The sequence below is a fragment of the Stenotrophomonas sp. YJH_SMC_57 genome, assembly GCF_059369755.1.
On sequence record NZ_JCAFSZ010000007.1, the window covers coordinates 175860 to 196164 of the forward strand.

The following is a 20305-nucleotide window of genomic DNA, read 5'->3' on the forward strand; positions in this document are numbered from 1 at the left end:
TTGGGGTGAATATAGGGGGAATGTTGAATTTTGCCGAGAGTAAGCATCCACGCGTGGCGCGGACGCGGAGGGCTACACTGACCACCTACCCCCGACGGAAGCTCGCGCATGTTCTCTGGAAAGGTTGCCGTGGTTACCGGCTCCACCAGCGGTATCGGTCTTGGCATTGCCACCGCGCTGGCGCGGCAGGGTGCCGATATCGTGCTGAATGGCTTCGGCGATGCGGCGGAAATCGAACGCATCCGCACCAAACTGGAAGCCGAGTTCGGCGTACGGGTGGCGCATGATGGTGCTGACCTGTCGCGGGGCGAGGCGGTGCGCGGACTGATCGACCACGCAGTGGCGACGATGGGCCGCATCGACATACTGGTGAACAATGCGGGCATCCAGCACACCGCGTCGATCGAGGAATTTCCGGTCGAAAAATGGGATGCGATCCTGGCGCTGAATCTGTCGGCGGTGTTCCATGCAACGGCGGCGGCCTTGCCGCACATGAAGCAGCAGGGCGCTGGCCGCATCATCAACATCGCGTCGGTGCACGGGCTGGTCGGTTCGGTGAACAAGTCGGCCTATGTGGCGGCCAAGCATGGCGTGGTGGGGTTCACCAAGGTGACCGCGCTTGAGAATGCGGGCACCGGCATCACCGCGAATGCTATCTGCCCGGGCTGGGTGCGGACGGCGCTGGTCGAGCAGCAGATCACGGCGTTGGCCGAGAAGGACGGCACGGATCAGGAAGCCGCCGCCCGTGCGCTGCTGGCCGAAAAGCAGCCTTCGTTGCAGTTCGTGACGCCCGAGCAGCTGGGCGAGATGGTGGTGTTCCTGGCCTCGGACGCTGCGGCGCAGATCACCGGCACGGCGTTGCCGGTGGATGGGGGCTGGACGGCCCGCTAATTGGCGGGCTGCGCGCGCCGCTGCAGCATCGGCAGCGCCACCAGTGTCGCGAGGATGGTGAACAGCACCAGCGACGATCCCACCGTGCCGAAGCCCAGGCCACCCTTTTCCAGCGGCTTGGTGAGCAGGTCGCCGAAGGTGGCGCCGAACGGGCGGGTGAGTACGAAGGCGATCCAGAACAGGATGACCCGGTTGATGCCCTTGATGCGGGTGGCCAGCGCGGTGAGTGCGATGAGGCTGCCGATCAGCAGCGCGCCGCCGGTGAAGCCCAGCCCGGAATCGTCGGCGAGGAAGTCGCCCAGGGCGGTGCCGAGCGTGTTGGAGAACAGTACGGCTGTCCAGTAGAAGCCTTCGGCGCGGCGCGATGCGATGTTGCTGACCGAGATCGACTTTTCCGACACTCGCCACGCCAGCAGCACCAGCGCCAGGCAGCCGGCCAGCAGGCTGGCGCCGGTGGCGTAACCGAGGCCGAGCGTGCGGTCGAGCAGATCGGACATCGTGGTGCCGGCGGTGCTGGTGGCCAACACCACCGACCAGAACAGTACCGGGTGGAAGCGCCGCGCGGACAGTTGCACTGCCAGCAGGCCGCCGAAGATGGTGAGCAGGATGGCCGAGCTGGCCACATAGCCCAGGTTGATCGTCATCGACAGCAGATCGCCCGCAGTCTCGCCGAGGGTGGTGGCGGCGATCTTCATCACCCAGAAGCCAAGGGTGACCGCCGCCACTTTGCTGTGCAGGGAATCTGCCTCTGAAGCACTCATCGAACATCGCCTGGGGAGCCTGTGGGTGATGCTGTGGCGGGCGGCGTCGGAGTGCGGTCGGAACCGGGTTCGGTGAGGGTGAGCGTGGGGCTGGCGTTCAGCCCACGCTGGCCGAGGCCGAAAGGCGAACCAGCAGGGCATTCCAGTCGGACACGAAGCAGCCGTTGTGGCCGCGGTTGCACTCAATGATCCACGCGTCCAGCGATTCGCTCTGTGCGCGGTAGTCGCTGACATCGCCCAGCACGGCGAAGTGCAGGCGGTAGTTCACCAGCATCTGCAGCCACTGACCGGCCATGCCGGAGCGAAGCTCGAAGAATTCTGGAGAGAGGCGTTGCACCGGCACGGCGATCCACTCGGCCTGATGCCCAAGGGCATCGCCGACCAGGTCGCGCAGGCCGTTGGCATCGAGTGCGGGGCCCTGCGGCGCAATGCGCAGGAGGCGGGTGGTGCCGAAGTGTTCAATGGAATCATTCATGCTGGAGGTTCTGCAGTTGACGCAGCCGGGCGAGGATGTCTTCGCGCAGGCCGGGGATGTAGTGATAGGCGTCTGCGAGCAGGGTGACGTCCGCCGTCGGGACGAGCCGCTTCATGCGTTCGGCGGCGGCAGGGGTGTCGATGAGGGCATCACGCGCGCCCATGACAAGGGCTGCCGGCGGATGCAACGCAGCCAGGCGCTCGTCGCTGATGCGGGGAATGCGCAGCGGACGTGGCCGAACCTCGGCACGGATCAATGCCAGCAGGTCGAGCAGCGGCTGCGCACGTGCAGGTGCATGCAGTGGCGCGGGACCCATGACGGCACGGCGCAGGCGCTCGCGCCCCCATTGGCCAAGCAGCAGCAGTGGCAGCGCCTTGAGCAGGAATGCACGCTGGCGCCCGATACCCGAGGGGCTGACCAGAACCAGTGCGTTGACCCGGGCAGGCCTTCGCAACGCGTAGTCCAGTGCCAGGAAACCGCCGAACGACAGGCCCACGAATGCAGCGCTTTCCACGCCGAGTGCGTCGAGGACATCATCCAGCCATTGCGCATGCGCATCGCTGTCCAGCGCAGGTTGCGTGCCTTCGCTGAGGCCCGGTTCGCCAATGATGTCGACGGCATGCACGCGGTAGTGTTCGCTCCAACGTGCGGCATCGAACATCCAGCTGGCGGCATTGCTGAGGGTGCCATGCAGCAGCACCAGGGCAGGGCAGTGTTCGGGGCCGCAGCTGACCACGAATGTCGAACCGGCGCGGGTGGCGAGATGGTGCGATTCGTGTGGTACCGGCCAGTCCGAAAGCACCTGGCGGTAGGCGGCAAGCACGCGCTGTGTGGGAATGCCTGGGCGCTGCCGCTTCATGCGCTGCGGTGCTGCAGCAGACGCTGCAGGCTGACCAGCAGCGCCGTGGAACCTGCCAGGCCACCGATCACGATCAGCTTGAGCACATCGTGCTCAGGCGAATAGATCGTCTCCATGCGCAGCGGCTCACCGTCGGCCTCGCGGCCGGTGACGCGCGCATGCAGGGCACGCACCAGGTCGGCGGCACGTGCCGCACCGCATCCGGGAATATCCACCACCGTGGTCAGCTGTGGGCGCGCAGGGGAGGGCTGACGCACGGTGCCGGTGAACACGTCGAGGTCTTCGGCGGTGATGCGATAGGACTTGCCGATGCGGGTCGCGCGCAGTTGGCCGCTACGGATATGCCGCAGGACGGTTTTGGGGTGCAGGCTGAGCTGCTGGGCAGCCTGATCGACGGTTAGCAACGCGGGGGACATATCGGAACTCGAGAACCATGCGCTCCCTATTGTTCCATAAAATGCAATTTTAGGGAGCGATTGGGGATTGCGCGGCGACGGCGACAGGGGGCCATCTGCCCGGTACCACTCGCGCGGGCCAACCCTCCCGACGACTACGCTGGCTTCGCGAACACATCCAGCCCTTTGCCGGTCTCCAACAACGACTTCAGGCTCGACAGCACGATCGGCCAGCCCTGGCGGATACCGGTATCCATGCCGCTGCCCGGTTCCAGTTCGTCGTGGGTGACGGTCAGACGCACCATGTCCTGGTAGGGCACGATGTCGAAGGTGACGCGGCTGTAGGCATTGGGATTGTCGGCTTGCGAGGCGGCAGCCCAGGTGATGACCAACCGGGAGGGCGGTGCGCTTTCCACCACTTCGCCAACCAGTTCAACCGAGCGCGTTTCGTTGGCACGCACATGCTGCCAGCGCGAGCCGGGCTTCCAGTCCGAGACGTTCTCATGGCCCCAGTAGCGGCTGGCGATCTCGGGGCGGGTGATGGCCTCGAACACCTTCTGCGGGGTGGAGGCGATGTAGATCACGTGGATGAAGCGGGTGGACTCTGCGGACATCGTCATTCTCCTTCCAGTTCTCGTTTCAGGTCATGCAGCAGGCTCAGGCGCTGCTGCTCGAACTTGCGGACCCAGCGCTCGTACACCTCGTGCAGCGGCACCGGGTTGATGAAGTGCAGCTTCTCGCGGCCACGGCGCACGGTGCTGATGAGGTTGGCGTCTTCCAGCAGGCCCAGGTGCTGGGTGACCGATTGCCGGGCCATGTCCAAGTGCTCGCACAGCTGGCCGAGCGTCTGCCCGTTGTCTTCGCAGAGCAGGTCCAGCAGCGTCCTGCGCGTCGGGTCGGCCAGTGCCTTGAACACCTTGTCTGCATTCATGCGGGGCGTCTTCAGTTCCAGTTGTCGATCCTGACGTCGTGCGGGTTGGGGTGGCCTTTGCCGGTTTCCAGCAGGGTCTTGAGGCTGAGCAGGAACACCGCCCACTTGGTGCTGCAGTGGGAGGTGAACTCGACGCGCTCTTTCCAGCCTTCGTGGGTGAACAGGACGATGCAGTAGTCGCCTTCCTGTTTCAGCGCGAAGCGTGCGTGGGTGCCGATCCATTCGGCGGGGCCGGCGAGGAATTCCCAAAGCACCAGCTGGCCGGGAATGAGCTGTTCCAGCTTCATTTCCATGGCGCCGATTTCCTGGCCGTTGTTGGTGAAGCGCACGTTGACCTTGCCGCCGACATCGCGGTCGCCGTGGCTGTCTTCGGCCCACCAGGCGGCGACGCCTTCGGGGGTGGCCAGGGCCTGGTACACCTGGCTTGCGGGGGCCTTGATGCCGACCCTGTGTGCGATATCCACCATGGCAGGTTCCTCGCGATGGGCGGGCGGGTGCCGTCCTTGGGGGGACTATAGGCAGGCAAATACCTGCATGTCAACCGTGGTTGCGGAAGGGATTACCAGGCATGGCCGGGCACTGCTGCGGCATTTGGTCGCAAGCGCTCGCAACCATTCCTAAGCGGTGCTGACGCATGCGGCGTTTACAGTGGGGTTACCCCTCCAGGAAGGAGCAGTGCATGTACTACAGCAGTGGCAACTACGAAGCCTTCGCGCGCCCGCGCAAGCCGGCGGGTGTTGATGGCAAGCGCGCGTGGTTCGTCGGTTCGGGGCTGGCGTCGCTGGCCGGTGCGGCGTTCCTGGTGCGCGACGGCCGCATGGCCGGTGAGCGCATCACCATTCTCGAACAGCAGCAGATTGCCGGTGGCGCGCTGGACGGCCTGAAGGTGCCGGAGAAGGGATTCGTGATCCGTGGCGGCCGCGAGATGGAAGACCACTTCGAATGCCTGTGGGACCTGTTCCGCTCGATCCCGTCGCTGGAGATCGACGATGCCAGCGTGCTGGACGAGTTCTACTGGTTGAACAAGGATGACCCGAACTATTCGCTGCAGCGGGCCACGATCAATCGCGGTGAGGATGCACATACCGATGGCCTGTTCACCCTGACCGAGCAGGCGCAGAAGGACATCATCGCGCTGTTCCTGGCCACCCGGCAGGAGATGGAGAACAAGCGCATCGATGAGGTGCTGGGCCGCGATTTCCTGGACAGCAACTTCTGGCTGTACTGGCGCACCATGTTCGCGTTCGAGGAGTGGCACTCGGCGCTGGAGATGAAGCTGTACCTGCATCGCTTCATCCACCACATCGGCGGCCTGCCGGATTTCTCGGCGCTGAAGTTCACCAAGTACAACCAGTACGAATCGCTGGTGCTGCCGTTGGTGAAGTGGCTGCAGGACCGTGGCGTGGTGTTCCAGTACGGCACTGAGGTGACCGACGTCGACTTCGATCTGCAGGCCGGCCGCAAGCAGGCCACGCGCATCCATTGGACCCGCGATGGCGTGGCCGGTGGCGTCGATGTGGGCGCGGATGACCTGGTGTTCATGACCATCGGCTCGCTGACCGAGAATTCAGACAATGGCGATCACCACACGGCGGCGCGCTTGAATGAAGGCCCGGCGCCGGCGTGGGACCTGTGGCGGCGCATCGCCGCGAAGGACGCGGCGTTCGGGCGCCCGGACGTGTTCGGTGCGCATATTCCCGAGACCAAGTGGGAATCGGCCACGGTAACCACGCTGGATGCGCGCATTCCCGCCTATATCCAGAAGATTGCCAAGCGCGACCCGTTCAGTGGCAAGGTGGTGACCGGCGGCATCGTGAGCGTGCGCGACTCGCGCTGGCTGATGAGCTGGACGGTGAACCGGCAGCCGCATTTCAAGAACCAGCCCAAGGACCAGATCGTGGTGTGGGTGTATTCGCTGTTCGTGGATACGCCCGGTGACTACGTGAAGAAGCCGATGCAGGACTGCACCGGCGAGGAGATCACCCGCGAGTGGCTGTACCACCTGGGCGTGCCGCTGGACGAGATCGACGAACTGGCTGCGACCGGTGCGAAGACGGTGCCGGTGATGATGCCGTACGTGACCGCGTTCTTCATGCCGCGCCAGGCCGGTGACCGCCCGGACGTGGTGCCGGAGGGGGCGGTGAACTTCGCCTTCATCGGCCAGTTCGCCGAGTCGAAGCAGCGCGACTGCATCTTCACCACCGAGTATTCGGTGCGCACGCCGATGGAAGCGGTGTACACGCTGTTGGGTATCGAACGCGGCGTGCCGGAGGTGTTCAATTCCACCTATGACGTGCGCTCGCTGCTGGCGGCAACCGGTCGCCTGCGCGATGGCAAGGAGCTGGACATTCCCGGGCCGGCTTTCCTGCGCAACCTGCTGATGAACAAGCTGGACAGGACGCAGATTGGTGGCCTGCTGCGCGAGTTCAAGCTGGTGCAGGAGGACTGAGCCGGCCGGAGGGAGGCAGGCGGTGAGCGCATCGGCTGCCGCCGCGCCTTACGCGTCGCCGTCGGTGGAGCGGCTCAGCTGTTCCCAGGCATCGAGGGTGCTGGCCATCGATGCCAGCTTCGCGCGCACCAGCTGCAACGCGTCGCTGCCCAGCAGCAGGTGGCTGGGCGGCGCGTCGCTGTTGATGATCTGCAGCATGGCCTGCGCGGCCTTCACCGGATCGCCCAGCTGATGGCCACTCTTCGCCTCGCGCGCGCTGCGGATGGGGTCGAACAGCGCGTCGTAATCTTCAATGCTGCGCGGTGCCCGTGCCATCGAGCGCCCGGCCCAGTCGGTGCGGAAGGAGCCCGGTGCAACGGCGGTGACGTGGATGCCGAACGCCGCCACTTCCTTGCCCAGCACTTCGCTGATGCCTTCCAGCGCGAACTTGCTGCCGCAGTACCAGGCGATGCCGGGCATGGTGATGAAGCCGCCCATGGAGGTGATGTTGAGGATGTGGCCGCGACGGCGCTCGCGCATGTGCGGCAGCACGGCCTTGATCATCGCGGCCGGGCCGAACACGTTCACTTCGAACTGATGGCGCAGCTCGGCCAGCGTGGATTCTTCGAGGATGCCTTCGTGGCCGTAACCGGCGTTGTTGACCAGCACGTCGATGGCGCCGACGTTTGCTTCGACATCGGCGACGAGCGCATCGATGGCATCGGCATCGGTCACGTCCAGCAGGCGGCCGAAGGCGCGGCCGGGAGCCAGCGCTTCGAATGCCACGCGCGCTTCGTCGTTGCGCACGGTGCCGACCACGCGGTGGCCGGCGTGCAGGGCCTGCTGGGCGAGGGCGCGGCCGAAACCACTGCTGACGCCGGTGATGAGGATGAGGCGGGAGGAGGTCATGGCGATCAGGCTCGTTGGGGAGGGCTTGCACGTTAGTGCTTGAACCGACGGCTACCCAGGCCTAGGATTCGCCCAGTCTTGCCTATTCCTCTGGAGCGCTCGTGCCCGTGGTCGATTCCCAGCAGGCGCAGATGCAGGCGCGCATGGTCGGCCTGCTGCAGACTTTGGCGGTGGAGGAGGGCTATACGCTCACGCCGCTGCCCGGGGTGCGCCTGCTGCGTTCCAACCGGCCGCTGGCGCGCACGCCGGTACTGTATGACCCCGGCATCGTGATCGTCTGCCAGGGCGTGAAGCGTGGCTATCTGGGCGGGCAGGTGTACCAGTACGACGCGCAGCATTACCTGGCGGTGTCGGTGCCGGTACCGTTCACGATGGAAACCGAGGCGTCGGAACAGGCGCCGCTGCTGGCGATCTATCTGCACCTGGACCTGCAGCTGGCAGCGGACCTGATGATCGAACTGGGCGAGCAGGCCGGTGCAGGGCAGGTACCCGCACAGAGCATGATGTCCAGCGCGATGCAGGCGCCGATGCAGGCGACGGTGCTGCGCCTGCTGGAAGCGTTGGCCGATCCGCTGGAAGCCGCGGTGCTCGGGCCGGCGCTGGTGCGTGAGCTGTACTTCCGCGTGCTGACCGGCGCACAGGGCGCTGCAATGCGCGAGGCGTTGGCCATGCGCGGGCGCTTCGGCAGCATCGGCAAGGCGCTGCGCACCATTCATTCGGCGTATGCCACGGCCCTGGATGTGGGCCAGCTGGCGGCCGAGGCGGGCATGAGCGTGGCGACTTTCCATGACCACTTCCGAGCGATCACCGGTACGTCGCCGATGCAGTACGTGAAGTCGACCCGGCTGCATCAGGCGCGGTTGCTGATGCTGCGCCAGCGCATGACGGCCGAGGCCGCGTCGCTGGCGGTGGGCTATGCCAGCCCGTCGCAGTTCAACCGCGAGTTCAAGCGCCTGTTCGCGCTGCCGCCGGCAGCCGAGGTGGCACGCATGCGGCGCAGTTTTTCCGTGCCGCCGGGGCCGGCAGAGGCGGTGTACGTGTCTTCGCATTGAGGGGCTCGGTGGTTTCCTGGGATGCCGGCCAGCGGCCGGCACTACCGGGGGGGTATTGACTGCGAGCCTACCTACTAGTAGGTTCTTACATATGAAAGAGTCGCTCTCGCCCAAGGCCCTGGAGATCCTGGCCCACGCCCGTTCGCTGCTGGAGGCCGGCGGCTACAACGGTTTCAGCTATGCCGACGTTTCGGCGCGGGTCAACATCAGCAAGGCCAGCATCCACCACCATTTCCCCAGCAAGGCGGACCTGGTGCGCACGGTGGTCGAGCTGTACCGGGTCGAAGCCCGCGAAGGCCTGGCGCTGCTGGACCGGCAGCTGGACGACCCGCTGCAGGAACTCAACGCCTATGTGGACTACTGGTCGGCCTGCATCGCTGGCGGCACGTCCTCATTCTGCATCTGCGCGATGCTGGCGGCCGAGTCGCCGATGATTCCTGCGGAGATTGCCGAGGAAGTGCGCGGCCATTTCGAGGACCTGAGCGGCTGGCTGGCGCTGACCCTGCAGAAGGGGGCGGCGACGGGGCAACTGCATCTGCAGGGCTCTGCGGCCGATGAGGCCAAGGCATTCATGTCGGCGGTGCATGGCGCGATGCTGGCCGCGCGCGGTTTCGGTGATGCCGGCACGTTTGCCACGCTGGCGCGCCTGGCGATTGCGCGGGTGAGCACCGCCCGCTGAACCCGGTTGTTGAGGCCTGCGAGGTTCGCAGGCCTTTCTTTTGAATACTAAGCCTACCTACTAGTTGGTTCATTCAGCCATAAGGAGTTTTCCCCATGTCACACGCACTTTCCGCCCTCGGGGTGATCCACACCGCTGTCAGTCTGGTTCCGGTGCTTGCCGGTCTGTACGGCTTCATCCGACACCGCGCCATCGACCCGGCCACGCGTTCGGGCAAGGCCTATCTGGTCGGCCTGGTGCTGTCGGTGGCGACCTCGTTCACCGTGTCCAGCACCGGTGGGCTGAATCCGGGCCACGCCTTCGGCGTGATCGTGCTGCTGGCCGCCTTCGGCGGTGTGCTGGCCGGGCGGCTGCCGTTCCTCGGCCGCGCGCGGCCATACCTGTCGACCTTCGGACTGTCTTTCAGCTTCCTGCTGTCGCTGGTGCCGGGCGTGAACGAAACGCTGACCCGGGTACCGCTGTCGCACCCGATCGCCGCGGCACCGCTGGCGCCGGTGATCCTGCAGACGCTGCTGGGGTGTGCTGTGGTATTCGTGCTGGGGTTTGCCGCGCAATGCGTTCGGATCTGGCGGCAACGGGCGCGCGTTGCGATGTCTTGACGCTTTCGGGTGGGCGGATCGCGTAGATTGGCGAGGCCAGTCTCATTTCCTGCAGCGGCTTGAATGCCGCTGGGGCGCTGCGACCCCCGCCCTCCGTCAGGATGTGAAGTGCAACCGAGTCGATCTGTTTTCCCCCGTGCGACGGGGGCCGCTGCCGAGCGTGTCCGCGACCATGACTGGTCGGCGACTGCGCTCGGCCCGTCGGACCACTGGCCCGCGTCGCTGCGTTGCGCGGTTGAACTGATGCTCAACTCCCCCGAGAGCATGTACCTGGTCTGGGGCCCGGAGCTGGTGTTCCTGTTCAATGATGCCTATGCGCCGATCCTGGGGCCGCGGCTGCCGCAGGCGATGGGCGCGCCGCTCCGCACCCTGTGGGCGGACGCCTGGCCTGCGGTACGCGAGCCGATCGAGCGCGCGTTCGCCGGGCAGGGATCGCGTTTCGAGAACGTGCCGGTGGCGATGAACCGGTACGGGCAACCGGAAGATACCTGGTGGACGTTCTCGTTCTCGCCCCTGTACGGCGGCGACGAGCAGGTGGCGGGCGCCTTCTGCGTGACCAAGGAGGTGACCGGCATGATCGTGGCCCAGCAGAAGCTGGCCCGCGAGAATGAGCGGTTGATCGCGCTGTTCGAGAAGTCGCCGATGTTCATGGCCTTCCTGACCGGCCCCGAGCACCGCATTGCACTGGTCAACCCGGGCTATGAGGAACTGATCGGCCACCGCGAGGTGGTTGGCCGGCCGTTGGTCGAGGCCCTTCCCGAAGCTCTGGACCAGGGCTACGTGGATCTGCTGGATGAGGTGTACCGCACCGGCGAGCCGTATATCGGGCGCAAGGTGGCCTACGACAGCGGGGTGCCGCAGCCCGGGTTTGGCCCACGGCATATCGTTGATGTGGTGTTCCAGCCGTGCAAGGACGAAGCCGGGCAGGTCAACGGCATCTTCGTGCAGGGCCTGGATCTGACGCCGCAGGTCGCGCTGGAACAGCATCTTTCGCTGACCGAGGCACGCCACCGGCAGATCATGGACAGCGCACGCGACTACGCCATGATCGCCACCGACATGGACGGTCTGATCACGCTGTGGAACCGCGGCGCGGAAGAGACGCTGGGCTGGCACGAAAGCGAGGTGCTGGGCCAGCATGCCGGGCTGCTGTATCTGCAGGACGATCTGCAGGCGAACCGTTTCCAGCACAACATGCAGCATGCGCTGCTGCACGGCGGGCTGAGTGGCGAACGCTGGCTGCGCCGCCGCGATGGCGGGCGCTTCTGGGCGCAGGGCTCGATGACGCTGCTGCGCGGCGGGGAAGGCGAGGCGGTGGGATTCGTGGTGGTGTTCCGCGATCGCACCTCCGAACGCACCGCGGCCGATGCATTGGCGCAGAGCGAACGGCGCCTGGCGGCGCTGGTCTCGGCCGCGACCCAGTCGCTGTATTCCATTTCCGCCGATTGGCAGCAGATGAGCCTGATCTACCGGCAGGGCGACGCGGCGGAGCTGCACGATGCGCAGGGTTCCTGGCGCGAGCAGCTGGTTCACCCGGGCGACCGCCTGGCCGTGGATGCGGCCATCGACGAGGCGCTGCAGGCTACGTCCGCGCTGGAGGTGGAACACCGCACGCTGCTGCCGGACGCCTCGGTGCGCTGGGTGCAGCTACGCGCGGTGCCTTTGCTGGATGACCATGGGCGGGTGAAGGAATGGTTCGGCGCGGCCTCGGACATTACCGACCGTCGCATTGCCCAGCAGCGCCTGCAGCAGCTGACGTTGACGCTGGAAGAACGGGTGCAGGCCAGGACGGCCGAACTGATGGCGATGGAGGAGCGGCTGCGGCAGGGCCAGAAGATGGAGTCGCTGGGGCAGTTGACCGGCGGCATCGCGCACGACTTCAACAACATGCTGACCGCGGTATCGATGGGGTTGGAACTGCTTGAAATGCGCGTGGAGCAGGGCCGGGTGGATGGGCTGGAGCGCTACCTGGAGATGGCGCGCTCCGGTGCCGACCGTGCCGCTGCGCTGACCCAGCGCCTGCTGGCGTTTTCCCGGCGGCAGACGCTGGCGCCGTCGTCGGTGCGCGTTGCCGCATTGGTAAGCGGCATGCTGGATATCCTGAACCGTTCCATCGGCCCTTCGATCAACATTGAAACCCGTTTCGAGGATTTCGAGGATGCGGTACGGGTCGATGCACCGCAGCTGGAAAACGCGCTGCTGAATCTGTGCATCAACGCGCGCGATGCCATGCCGGGGGGCGGCACGATCATCATTTCCAGCAGCACCGAAGCGCTGGCAGGAACGCGCAGCGAGCGGTTGGGACTGCCGGCTGGTGACTATGTGCGCCTGTCCGTGCGCGATACCGGTACGGGCATGGATGCCAGCGTCCTGGAAAAAGTCTTCGAGCCATTCTTCACCACCAAGCCGATCGGGCAGGGAACCGGGCTGGGCCTGTCGATGATCTATGGCTTCACCCGCCAGTCGGGCGGCCAGGTGGACGTGGAATCGGCACCGGGTGCGGGTACGACCATGCATCTGTACCTGCCGAAATCCGATCCGGCGCAGGCGGTCGATGTCGCACCGCCGAGTGCGATGCCACTGAAGCCGGCCTCGGCCAGCCGATCGGTGCTGCTGGTGGAGGACGAGGACGCGATTCGTGGGCTGGTGCGCGATGTGCTTTCGGGGCTGGGCCACGCGGTAACCGAGGCGGCCAATGGCAGTGAGGCGCTGGCGTTGCTGGACAGTGGGCAGCACTTTGATCTGCTGGTGACGGACGTGGGCCTGACCGGCACGTTGAACGGCCGGCAGGTTGCCGACGCCGGACGACAGCGGCGCCGCGACCTGCCCGTGCTGTTCATCACCGGCTATGCCGCGAGTGCTGCGGTGGGCGGCGAGCATCTGGAGCCTGGCATGGAGATCCTGACCAAGCCGTTCAAGGCCGTGGAGCTGGAACGGCGGGTTGATCAGCTGCTGTCCCGATCGGGCAGGGAATGGAGCGTTGACGCGCAGGATCTGCCCGCCGCGTAACGGGGTCAGCAGCCCACCAGGCGATCCGCACCGATGCCGCTGCGATGCTGGCTGCGGTACTCGGTGGGGCTGGCATCGACCTGGCTGCGGAAGTGGCGCCGGAAGGATTCCTGCGAACCGAACCCCGCGTGCTCGGCGATCCACTGCAGTGGCCGGTCGGTGGTTTCCAGCAGCTCGCGGGCGAAGGCCACGCGCTCGCGGATCAACCAGTCGATGGGTGACAGGCCGGTGGCGTCCAGGAACTGGCGTTGCAGGGTGCGCTGGCTGAGCGCGGCCTGCTCGGCGAGGCTGCCGAGCGAGTGCGGCTCGCGCAGGTTGCGGCGCATCCATTCCATCAGCTTCGCCAAGCGGCTGGGCTCGCCATTGGGAATGGCGCGGCTGACGCGCTGGCTGCGCCCGGCATCACGCCACGGCGCCAGCACCAGCCGCTCGGCCACCAGGTTGGCCACGCGCGCGCCGTAATCCTTGCGCACCATGTGCAGCATCATGTCCATGCCGGTGGCCGAGCCGGCCGAGGTGATGATGCTGCCGGCATCCACGTACAGCACATCCTCGCGTACATCGACGCGGGGGAAGTCACGCGCAAGCGCTTCGGTGAGGCGCCAGTGGGTGGTGGCCTGGCGGCCATCGAGCAGGCCGGCCCAGGCCAGCACGAACGCACCGGAGCAGATCGAGGCGATGCGTGCGCCGCGCGCGTGGGCGCGGATGAGCGCATCGAGCAGTGCCTGTGGCGGGCGCTCGCTGGGTTCGCGCCAACCGGGGATGACGATGATGTCGGCGTCATCGACGCTGTCGAGATCGTAGGGCAGCTGCACCTGGGTGTTGCCGAGCATGCGAAGTGCGCCGGGTTCGCCCGCGCACAGCTGGGTGCGGTACCAGGCCACGCCCAGTTCCGGCCGCACCGGTGCGAACAGGCCGACCGCGCAGCCGAACTCGAACAGCCCCTGGCCGTGGCAGGCGACGATGGCGACCAGTGGCGCGTTGGGATCGGCGGACAGGGTGGGCATGGCTTGATGCTACGGGCCGCGGTGCCAGGCGCTGCGTGGTGCGCGGGCATGTGGTGATGCCTGTGGGGCATGTAGCGCCGGAGACCGCGTTGCCGCCTAACGTCATGACCAGTGGTCATGTGGGTGGCCGGATGTTACGGCTGGGTGACGCGATCACGCCTGTCGTGGCGGGTGAACACGCTCTTGAATGGAAGCGTGTTTCCGGCCCACCTCACGAGCCCCCATGCCTGCCGCCCACACCCCCGTACTGAGCACGCTTGCTGTCCTGATCGCCGCGGCCCTGGCGACATCGCCCAGCCATGCCGCTGAAGCCGATGCCGAGCCCGCCACCACCGCGGCGACCGCCAACGTGGCTGCGTCCACGCTGGACGCCGTGGTGGTGACCGGTTCGCGTACCAGCACGCGCACCGTGAAAAACAGCTCCACGCCGATCGATGTGATCTCCGCCGAAGACCTCACCGCCACCGGCCAGGGCAACCTGCTGGAAGCGTTGCAGCGTGCGCTGCCATCGCTGAGCCAGATCGGCGGCTACCAGAGCGATCAGGAGAGCCTGATCCGCGGCTACCAGCTGCGCAACCTGTCGCCGGGCTACACGCTAGTGCTGGTGAATGGCAAGCGCCGCAATGCCAGCGCCTACGTGAGCGGGGCCAACGGTGGTGGGTTTCCCGGGCATGCCTGGGCCGATCTGGCGTTGATTCCGGTTGCTGCCATCGACCATGTGGAAGTGCTGCGCGATGGCGCCTCGGCAATCTACGGCTCGGACGCGATCACCGGTGTGGTCAACGTGATCCTGAAATCGCAGGCGCACGGTGGCGATCTGTCGGTGGAAAGCGGGCAGAGCATCGATGGTGATGGCTCGCGCACCAGCGTGCGTGCCAATGTTGGTTTGCCGTGGGGCGCCGATGGCTTCGTCAACCTGTCCGGCGAGAGCACGCGCCAGCATCATGCAATCCGTACCCGCCGCTACATCGATGGCTACCTGAGCTACCCGGCGGTAGACGCGAACGGCAACCTGGTGGCACTGCGCCCCAATAACCGGCTGCCGGCGGGAGCCTCGCCGAACCCGGCCGAGGCCAACCGCAATGCCGAGGCCAACACCATCCTCAGTTCGCCCTCGTATGCCTTGAAGGCCTTCGCGGTGAACGTGGGTCATGGCCTGGGTGAAAGCGCGCAGTTCTATGCCAACGCGACCGCCAGCGACCGCACCGCGCAGGCGATCCAGAATTTCCGCCTGCCCGCGACCATCTTCACCACTTACAAGGCACCGGGCGTGCTGAGCGTGTTTCCGGACGGCTTCCTGCCGGTGCTGGAAACCAAGGAGAAGCAGTACACCGGCACGGCGGGCGTGAAAGGCCAGCTTGCCGGCTGGGACTACGACGCCAGCTTGACCGGCAACCGCAGCACCGTGCGCACCTACACGCGCAACTCGGTGAACTACTCACTGCCGTACCCGGGCTCGCCCACCGATTTCTATGACGGCAAGCTGGACTACCAGCAGGGCATCGCCAACCTGGATCTGCGCCGTGGATTCGAGGTGGCGGCGTTCGCATCGCCGCTGGAAGTGAGTGCGGGCGCCGAATACCAGCACGAGCAGTACGAGCGCGGGGCTGGGCAGTGGGAGTCGTACACCGGCTTCGGTGCCGCCGCGTTCGTCGGCTACTCCACGGCCGATGCGGTGAAGGCCACGCGCAACAGCAAGGCGGTGTATGTGGGTGCAGCGACCAACATCACCTCACGCTGGTACCTGGATGCGGCCGCGCGCTGGGAAGACCATTCGGATTTCGGCAGTGTCTCAACCGGGCGGCTGACCACGCGCTTTGATTTCACCGATGCGCTGGGCCTGCGTGCGACGGTCAGCAACGGCTTCCATGCCCCCAGCCTGGGCGCGCAGTTCTACCAGGCCACTGGCAGCTGCCCGTGCGGCACAACGCTGGTGGCGCAGGTGTCCTCGCCGGCGGCGATCGCGCTGGGTGCAACGCCGCTGAAGCCTGAGAAAGCCACCAACTACAGCCTGGGCGTGACCTGGGATCCGAGCCCGGCGTTCCATCTGGCAGTAGATGCGTACCAGATCGACATCCGCGGGCAGCTGGGCCAGTCCAGCCAGATCGGCTACAACGCGCAGGACCCGGCGCGGGTGACCGACAACAGCGGCACGGTGCTGAGCGCGGCGCAGAAGAACACCATCGATGCGCTGCTGGGTTCGGCCGGCATCAGCATCCTGGCCGGTGATGCGTTCTACGCCAGTTACTTCACCAACGTGGGCAACACCCGCACGCGCGGCGTCGAGCTGACCCTGGAAGCCAACCAGGAAACCGCCTGGGGCAAGCTGCGCTGGAGCTACGCAGCCAACATCGGCCGTACCACCATCCAGAAAGTCAGCGACATTCCGGCGGCACTGCAGGGCCTGCCGAACATCAACCTGCTGACAAAGTCCAGCGAGTACGCGCTGCGCTTCCGCACGCCCAGCTACACGCAGGTGGCAGGGCTGGGGTGGCAGAACGGGCGTTGGCGCTCGAACGTGGACTTCACCTACTACGGCCCGATCAAGCGCCTGAACAACGGCGTGGAGTACAAGCAGCCACCCGTGCTGGTGACCAACCTTTCCGGTGCTGTGGAACTGGGTGCGGGCTGGAGTGCGGCGCTGGGCATCAACAACGTGTTCGACAAGCGCACCCGCAAGGTGCCCGGGTACGCGCGTAGTGCCACCGATGTGGCCAGCATCGAGACCACCTGGGACAGCGGCGATGTGCTGGGCAATGTGGGCGCGTACTGGTACGGGCGGGTCAATTACCGGTTCTGAGGTTCAGGCCAACGGCAGTCGAGCATGGCTCGACTCTACATGGGAGCAGTTCATGTCTTCTGCATTGAAGGTGGTTGCTTTGGTCGGGTCGCCGACCAGTTCCGCGACGTCGCGTACGTTGCTGCTGGTCCGGCACCTGCTGGAATCGCTGCAGCAGCGGGTGCATGCCAGCGTGGACCTGGTGGAGCTGGCGCCGATCGCGCGTTCGCTGGGGCAGTCGCTGACGCGCGCCGAGGCGCAGCCGGAAGTGGAACGGGCACTGCAGGCCATCGAGGCCGCAGAACTGCTGGTGGTCGCCGCGCCGGTGTATCGCGGCTCGTATCCCGGTCTGTTCAAGCACCTGGTGGATTTCATCGAACTGGAGGCATTGGTGGATACGCCGGTACTGCTGGCGGCGACCGGGGGCAGCGAGCGCCATGCGCTGGTGATCGATCACCAGCTGCGGCCGTTGTTCAGCTTCCTGCAGGCGCACACGCTGCCGATAGGGGTGTATGCCACGTCGGCCGACTTCGACGGTGAGCACATCCACAGCGCCGCTTTGCAGGCCCGGATCGCACTGGCGGCCGAGCGTGCGGTCGGCCATCTGGCCACGCAGGCGCGGGTGTTGCCGGCGCCGCTGCGGCGCATTGCCTGACGCCATAACCGGCGGCGCTTTGCTTATGGCCAAGGCGCATCTGCATGGCCGGATATGACCGCCGATTGTCGCCTGGCATCGCTGTTGCCGGTGCTGGCTTCTCTAGCATCGAAATCGAATCGGCATTGCATTGCCGGCCCTGATGAGGACGACTCCGTGAGTCTGGACGCAACTGACAAACCCATCCTGTTCCTGCTCGATCGTGAGTTCGAGGACGGCCAGCTTCCCGGCCAGCGCTTCTTCTGCCGGCACAGCCTGTTGCTGGAAGGAGCGCTGTCGAGCATCGATGGTCTCGATGCACAGCTGGATGTGCGACGCATTGGCTTCGCGCGGCCGCGCCGCGAGGTGATCGCCGAGATCGGTGAACAGGACCAGTCGTTGCCGAAGCTGGTGCTTCCGCAGGGCGTGCGCAGTGAGCTTGCCAGCGGTGCACACCAGGATCGCCAGTACATCTCCGGTGCCGAACCGATCCTGGCGGCGCTGAACGGGTTGCTTGGCATTCCCGTGGCCCACCCCTGAGCGAGGACGCGACGATGAGCTACCTGATCAGTGTGTTGGACAAGAGCCCGGTGGCCGAAGGTGCCTCGCCCGAACAGGCGCTGCGCCACAGCCTGCAGCTGGCGCAGCGCGCCGAGCAGCTGGGCTACCACCGCTACTGGTTTGCCGAGCACCATGCCGCACCGACGCTGGCCAGCCCTGCGCCGGAAGTGCTGGCGGCGTGGGTACTGGCGCAGACCCGGCGCATCCGCGTCGGCAGTGGCGGCGTGATGCTGCGCCACTACGCACCGTACAAGGTGGCCGAGAACTTCAACCTGCTGGCGGCGCTGGCGCCGGGACGGGTGGATCTGGGCGTGGGCAAGGCGCCCGGTGGGTTGCCCGCGTCGACCGCCGCGCTGGCGGCAGGGCGACCGGCCTTCGCCGATTTCGACCAGCAGCTGCGCGATCTGGAAGGCTATCTGTCAGGCGCCGAGGGCGACGCACTGGCCCGGCCCCTTCCGCAGCAGGCACCGGAACGCTTCCTGCTGGGGGCCAGCCCGCAGAGTGCGAAGCAGGCGGCCGAGCTCGGTTGGCGCTTCGTCTACGCCGCGCACTTTGATGGTGATCCGAAGCATATCGAAGCCGCGTTCGACGCCTACCGCAGCGCGTCGACGCAGCCACCACTGCTGGCCACGGTGGCCTTTGCCGCACGGTCTGCCGAAGCCGCGGCGCGGCATATCGGCGCGCTGCGCGTCTACAAGCTGCACCTTGGCCCCGGCCAGACGGTGAATCTGCCCAGCCCGGAAGCGGCTGCCGAGTACGCACGCCAGGTAGGCGTGGCCGACTTCCGCATCGAGGAAACACGCCCGAGCGTGCTGTCCGGCGATGCGCAGCACGTGCGAGACGAACTGGATGCGCTGCATCGGCGTTTCGGCGTGGGCGAGTTCATCCTCGACGCGCCGGTGGCCGACCTCGACGCACGCCTGGCATCCCTTGAACTGCTGTCGCCCGCGCCACGCGCGGCGGTGGCCTGACCTGCAGGAGCGATTCCCATGAGCACGACCCCGCGCCACATTCCGTTCGGCATCATGCTGCAGGGCCCCGGCAGCCACATGCATGCCTGGAAGCATCCGTCCAACCCGGCCGATGCCAGCGTCAACCTGCAGTTCTACATCGACATCGCGCGTACTGCCGAGGACAACGGCATCGCCTTCGGCTTTGTGGCCGACGGGCTGTACATCAACGAGAAGTCGATTCCGCACTTCCTCAACCGTTTCGAGCCGATCTCGCTGCTGTCGGCGCTGGCGACGGCAACGAAGAAGATCGGCCTGGCCGGCACGCTGTCGACCTCCTACAGCGACCCGTTCACGGTGGCGCGCCAGTTTGCTTCGCTGGACCTGCTCAGCGGCGGTCGCGCCGGCTGGAACGTGGTGACCTCGCCGCTGGAAGGTTCGGGGCGCAACTACGGGCGGCCACACCCCGAACATGCGCTGCGCTATCAGATTGCTGACGAGTACCTGGAGGTGGTGCAGGGGCTGTGGGATTCATGGGATGACGGTGCCTTCGTGCGTGAGCGCGACACTGGCACGTTCTTCGCGCCTGAGACGTTCCGTCGGCTTGACCACAAGGGACGCTTCTTCCAGGTGGAAGGGCCGCTCAACATCCAGCGTTCGCCGCAGGGCCAGCCGGTGATCTTCCAGGCCGGTTCATCCGATGATGGCATCGCGCTGGCCGGCAAGTATGCCGATGCGGTGTTCACCCATTCGCCGTCGCTGGAAGAAACCCGAGCATTTACCCAGAGGGTGAAGAACTCGGCGATCGCGCACGGCCGCAGCGGCAATGACGTGAAGATCTTCCCGGGCATCGGCCCGATCGTCGGACGCACCGCCGAGGAAGCCGAAGCCAAGTACCAGGCGATTGCCGCGCTGGCCACGCTTGAGGACGCGCTGGCTTATCTCGGCCGCTTCTTCGACCACCATGATTTCAGCCAGTACGACCCGGATGCACCGTTCCCGGAGTTGGGCGGGATCGGCAGCAACGCGTTCCGTTCCACCACTGACCGCATCAAGCAGGACGCGCGCGAAAAGGGCCTGAGCCTGCGCCAGGTGGCATTGGAAGCCGTGAGCCCGCGGCCGAACTTCATCGGCACGCCGGAGCATGTGGCCGGTGAGCTGATCCGCTGGTTCGACGCCGGTGCCAGCGATGGCTTCATCCTCGGCTTCGCTGCACAGCGCGAAGGCCTGGACGATTTCGTGACCCAGGTGCTGCCGATCCTGCAGGCGCGCGGTTATCACCAGCGTGAGCTGGAGGGGCAGACCCTGCGTGAGCATCTGGGCCTGCCATACAAGGCCAGCCGGTATGCAACCGACGCCGAACCGGCGCGGAAGGCGGGGTAGGGC

Annotated in this window: 20 protein-coding genes; 11 read left to right on the forward strand and 9 right to left on the reverse strand. The window is 66.2% G+C overall.

Going from position 1 to position 20305, the window contains the following annotated elements; all coding sequences use genetic code 11:
• Positions 1-108 precede the first annotated feature (108 nt).
• Positions 109-891, forward strand: coding sequence for a 3-hydroxybutyrate dehydrogenase (locus AC5P7U_RS11455; RefSeq protein WP_495221133.1), 783 nt, complete (start codon positions 109-111; stop codon positions 889-891).
• Here AC5P7U_RS11455 and AC5P7U_RS11460 read toward each other — a convergent pair.
• The 7 genes from AC5P7U_RS11460 to AC5P7U_RS11490 all read right to left on the reverse strand — a co-directional run bounded on the left by AC5P7U_RS11460 (position 888) and on the right by AC5P7U_RS11490 (position 4779).
• Positions 888-1652 (reverse strand): COG4705 family protein, encoded by a 765-nt coding sequence (locus AC5P7U_RS11460; protein WP_495221134.1) that lies wholly within the window; start codon positions 1650-1652, stop codon positions 888-890. The genes AC5P7U_RS11455 and AC5P7U_RS11460 overlap by 4 nt on opposite strands.
• Before the next feature lie 97 nt (positions 1653-1749).
• Positions 1750-2127: a DUF4180 domain-containing protein gene (locus AC5P7U_RS11465; protein ID WP_308307755.1), complete on the reverse strand. Its 378-nt coding sequence runs from the start codon at positions 2125-2127 to the stop codon at positions 1750-1752.
• Positions 2120-2986 (reverse strand): alpha/beta fold hydrolase, encoded by an 867-nt coding sequence (locus tag AC5P7U_RS11470; RefSeq protein WP_006435389.1) that lies wholly within the window; start codon positions 2984-2986, stop codon positions 2120-2122. The genes AC5P7U_RS11465 and AC5P7U_RS11470 overlap by 8 nt, the downstream gene beginning before the upstream one ends.
• Entirely contained in the window at positions 2983-3402 is a 420-nt protein-coding gene (locus AC5P7U_RS11475; RefSeq protein WP_495221135.1) for a helix-turn-helix domain-containing protein, read from the reverse strand. The genes AC5P7U_RS11470 and AC5P7U_RS11475 overlap by 4 nt, the downstream gene beginning before the upstream one ends.
• Positions 3403-3536: 134 nt before the next feature.
• Positions 3537-3995 (reverse strand): SRPBCC family protein, encoded by a 459-nt coding sequence (locus AC5P7U_RS11480; protein ID WP_308307757.1) that lies wholly within the window; start codon positions 3993-3995, stop codon positions 3537-3539.
• A 2-nt stretch (positions 3996-3997) separates the two neighbouring features.
• On the reverse strand, positions 3998-4312 hold the full coding sequence (locus AC5P7U_RS11485) for an ArsR/SmtB family transcription factor (protein ID WP_005416268.1): 315 nt from the start codon (positions 4310-4312) through the stop codon (positions 3998-4000).
• A gap of 11 nt (positions 4313-4323) precedes the next feature.
• The gene (locus tag AC5P7U_RS11490) at positions 4324-4779 is read right to left on the reverse strand and encodes an SRPBCC family protein (protein ID WP_478431752.1); all 456 of its coding nucleotides are present in this window, start codon (positions 4777-4779) and stop codon (positions 4324-4326) included.
• Between the two features lie 212 nt (positions 4780-4991).
• Between AC5P7U_RS11490 and AC5P7U_RS11495 the strand changes: the two genes are divergently transcribed.
• Positions 4992-6761, forward strand: a complete 1770-nt coding sequence (locus AC5P7U_RS11495) for an oleate hydratase (RefSeq protein WP_308307759.1) — start codon at positions 4992-4994, stop codon at positions 6759-6761.
• A gap of 48 nt (positions 6762-6809) precedes the next feature.
• Here the strand turns inward: AC5P7U_RS11495 and AC5P7U_RS11500 are convergent, their stop codons facing one another.
• Positions 6810-7649: an oxidoreductase gene (locus AC5P7U_RS11500; RefSeq protein ID WP_006435415.1), complete on the reverse strand. Its 840-nt coding sequence runs from the start codon at positions 7647-7649 to the stop codon at positions 6810-6812.
• A gap of 107 nt (positions 7650-7756) precedes the next feature.
• Here AC5P7U_RS11500 and AC5P7U_RS11505 point away from each other — a divergent pair, with 107 nt between their 5' ends.
• From AC5P7U_RS11505 to AC5P7U_RS11520, 4 genes are all read left to right on the forward strand, one after another.
• On the forward strand, positions 7757-8701 hold the full coding sequence (locus AC5P7U_RS11505) for an AraC family transcriptional regulator (RefSeq protein WP_308307760.1): 945 nt from the start codon (positions 7757-7759) through the stop codon (positions 8699-8701).
• 91 nt (positions 8702-8792) lie between these two features.
• Positions 8793-9380, forward strand: a complete 588-nt coding sequence (locus tag AC5P7U_RS11510; protein ID WP_197562967.1) for a TetR/AcrR family transcriptional regulator — start codon at positions 8793-8795, stop codon at positions 9378-9380.
• Between the two features lie 95 nt (positions 9381-9475).
• Positions 9476-9979, forward strand: a complete 504-nt coding sequence (locus AC5P7U_RS11515) for a hypothetical protein (protein WP_006435418.1) — start codon at positions 9476-9478, stop codon at positions 9977-9979.
• 243 nt (positions 9980-10222) lie between these two features.
• Positions 10223-12988 (forward strand): hybrid sensor histidine kinase/response regulator, encoded by a 2766-nt coding sequence (locus AC5P7U_RS11520; protein WP_495221137.1) that lies wholly within the window; start codon positions 10223-10225, stop codon positions 12986-12988.
• Positions 12989-12993: 5 nt separating this feature from the next.
• Here the strand turns inward: AC5P7U_RS11520 and ftrA are convergent, their stop codons facing one another.
• Positions 12994-13995 (reverse strand): transcriptional regulator FtrA, encoded by a 1002-nt coding sequence (ftrA, locus tag AC5P7U_RS11525; protein ID WP_006435419.1) that lies wholly within the window; start codon positions 13993-13995, stop codon positions 12994-12996.
• Positions 13996-14218: 223 nt separating this feature from the next.
• On the opposite strand from ftrA, the gene AC5P7U_RS11530 reads away from it, so the two are divergent.
• The 5 genes from AC5P7U_RS11530 (at position 14219) to AC5P7U_RS11550 (ending at position 20302) form a co-directional block, all read left to right on the forward strand.
• Positions 14219-16795, forward strand: coding sequence for a TonB-dependent receptor domain-containing protein (locus tag AC5P7U_RS11530; RefSeq protein WP_197562971.1), 2577 nt, complete (start codon positions 14219-14221; stop codon positions 16793-16795).
• 52 nt (positions 16796-16847) lie between these two features.
• Positions 16848-17429 carry an FMN reductase gene (msuE, locus tag AC5P7U_RS11535; protein ID WP_197562973.1) on the forward strand — a complete coding sequence of 194 codons (582 nt, stop codon included), beginning with the start codon at positions 16848-16850 and terminating at the stop codon, positions 17427-17429.
• Positions 17430-17585: 156 nt separating this feature from the next.
• On the forward strand, positions 17586-17948 hold the full coding sequence (locus AC5P7U_RS11540; protein WP_197562979.1) for a DUF3088 family protein: 363 nt from the start codon (positions 17586-17588) through the stop codon (positions 17946-17948).
• A gap of 14 nt (positions 17949-17962) precedes the next feature.
• Positions 17963-18940 (forward strand): MsnO8 family LLM class oxidoreductase, encoded by a 978-nt coding sequence (locus tag AC5P7U_RS11545; RefSeq protein WP_197562981.1) that lies wholly within the window; start codon positions 17963-17965, stop codon positions 18938-18940.
• A gap of 18 nt (positions 18941-18958) precedes the next feature.
• On the forward strand, positions 18959-20302 hold the full coding sequence (locus AC5P7U_RS11550) for an NtaA/DmoA family FMN-dependent monooxygenase (RefSeq protein WP_197562983.1): 1344 nt from the start codon (positions 18959-18961) through the stop codon (positions 20300-20302).
• Positions 20303-20305 lie beyond the last annotated feature (3 nt).

Excerpts from the sequence above, each read along its gene's own strand:
- AC5P7U_RS11455 (WP_495221133.1), top strand. The coding sequence starts at position 109 with ATGTTCTCTGGAAAGGTTGCCGTGGTTACCGGCTCCACCAGCGGTATC.
- AC5P7U_RS11460 (WP_495221134.1), bottom strand. The coding sequence starts at position 1,652 with ATGAGTGCTTCAGAGGCAGATTCCCTGCACAGCAAAGTGGCGGCGGTC.
- AC5P7U_RS11465 (WP_308307755.1), bottom strand. The coding sequence starts at position 2,127 with ATGAATGATTCCATTGAACACTTCGGCACCACCCGCCTCCTGCGCATT.
- AC5P7U_RS11470 (WP_006435389.1), bottom strand. The coding sequence starts at position 2,986 with ATGAAGCGGCAGCGCCCAGGCATTCCCACACAGCGCGTGCTTGCCGCC.
- AC5P7U_RS11475 (WP_495221135.1), bottom strand. The coding sequence starts at position 3,402 with ATGTCCCCCGCGTTGCTAACCGTCGATCAGGCTGCCCAGCAGCTCAGC.
- AC5P7U_RS11480 (WP_308307757.1), bottom strand. The coding sequence starts at position 3,995 with ATGTCCGCAGAGTCCACCCGCTTCATCCACGTGATCTACATCGCCTCC.
- AC5P7U_RS11485 (WP_005416268.1), bottom strand. The coding sequence starts at position 4,312 with ATGAATGCAGACAAGGTGTTCAAGGCACTGGCCGACCCGACGCGCAGG.
- AC5P7U_RS11490 (WP_478431752.1), bottom strand. The coding sequence starts at position 4,779 with ATGGTGGATATCGCACACAGGGTCGGCATCAAGGCCCCCGCAAGCCAG.
- AC5P7U_RS11495 (WP_308307759.1), top strand. The coding sequence starts at position 4,992 with ATGTACTACAGCAGTGGCAACTACGAAGCCTTCGCGCGCCCGCGCAAG.
- AC5P7U_RS11500 (WP_006435415.1), bottom strand. The coding sequence starts at position 7,649 with ATGACCTCCTCCCGCCTCATCCTCATCACCGGCGTCAGCAGTGGTTTC.
- AC5P7U_RS11510 (WP_197562967.1), top strand. The coding sequence starts at position 8,793 with ATGAAAGAGTCGCTCTCGCCCAAGGCCCTGGAGATCCTGGCCCACGCC.
- AC5P7U_RS11515 (WP_006435418.1), top strand. The coding sequence starts at position 9,476 with ATGTCACACGCACTTTCCGCCCTCGGGGTGATCCACACCGCTGTCAGT.
- AC5P7U_RS11520 (WP_495221137.1), top strand. The coding sequence starts at position 10,223 with ATGCTCAACTCCCCCGAGAGCATGTACCTGGTCTGGGGCCCGGAGCTG.
- ftrA (WP_006435419.1), bottom strand. The coding sequence starts at position 13,995 with ATGCCCACCCTGTCCGCCGATCCCAACGCGCCACTGGTCGCCATCGTC.
- AC5P7U_RS11530 (WP_197562971.1), top strand. The coding sequence starts at position 14,219 with ATGCCTGCCGCCCACACCCCCGTACTGAGCACGCTTGCTGTCCTGATC.
- msuE (WP_197562973.1), top strand. The coding sequence starts at position 16,848 with ATGTCTTCTGCATTGAAGGTGGTTGCTTTGGTCGGGTCGCCGACCAGT.
- AC5P7U_RS11545 (WP_197562981.1), top strand. The coding sequence starts at position 17,963 with ATGAGCTACCTGATCAGTGTGTTGGACAAGAGCCCGGTGGCCGAAGGT.
- AC5P7U_RS11550 (WP_197562983.1), top strand. The coding sequence starts at position 18,959 with ATGAGCACGACCCCGCGCCACATTCCGTTCGGCATCATGCTGCAGGGC.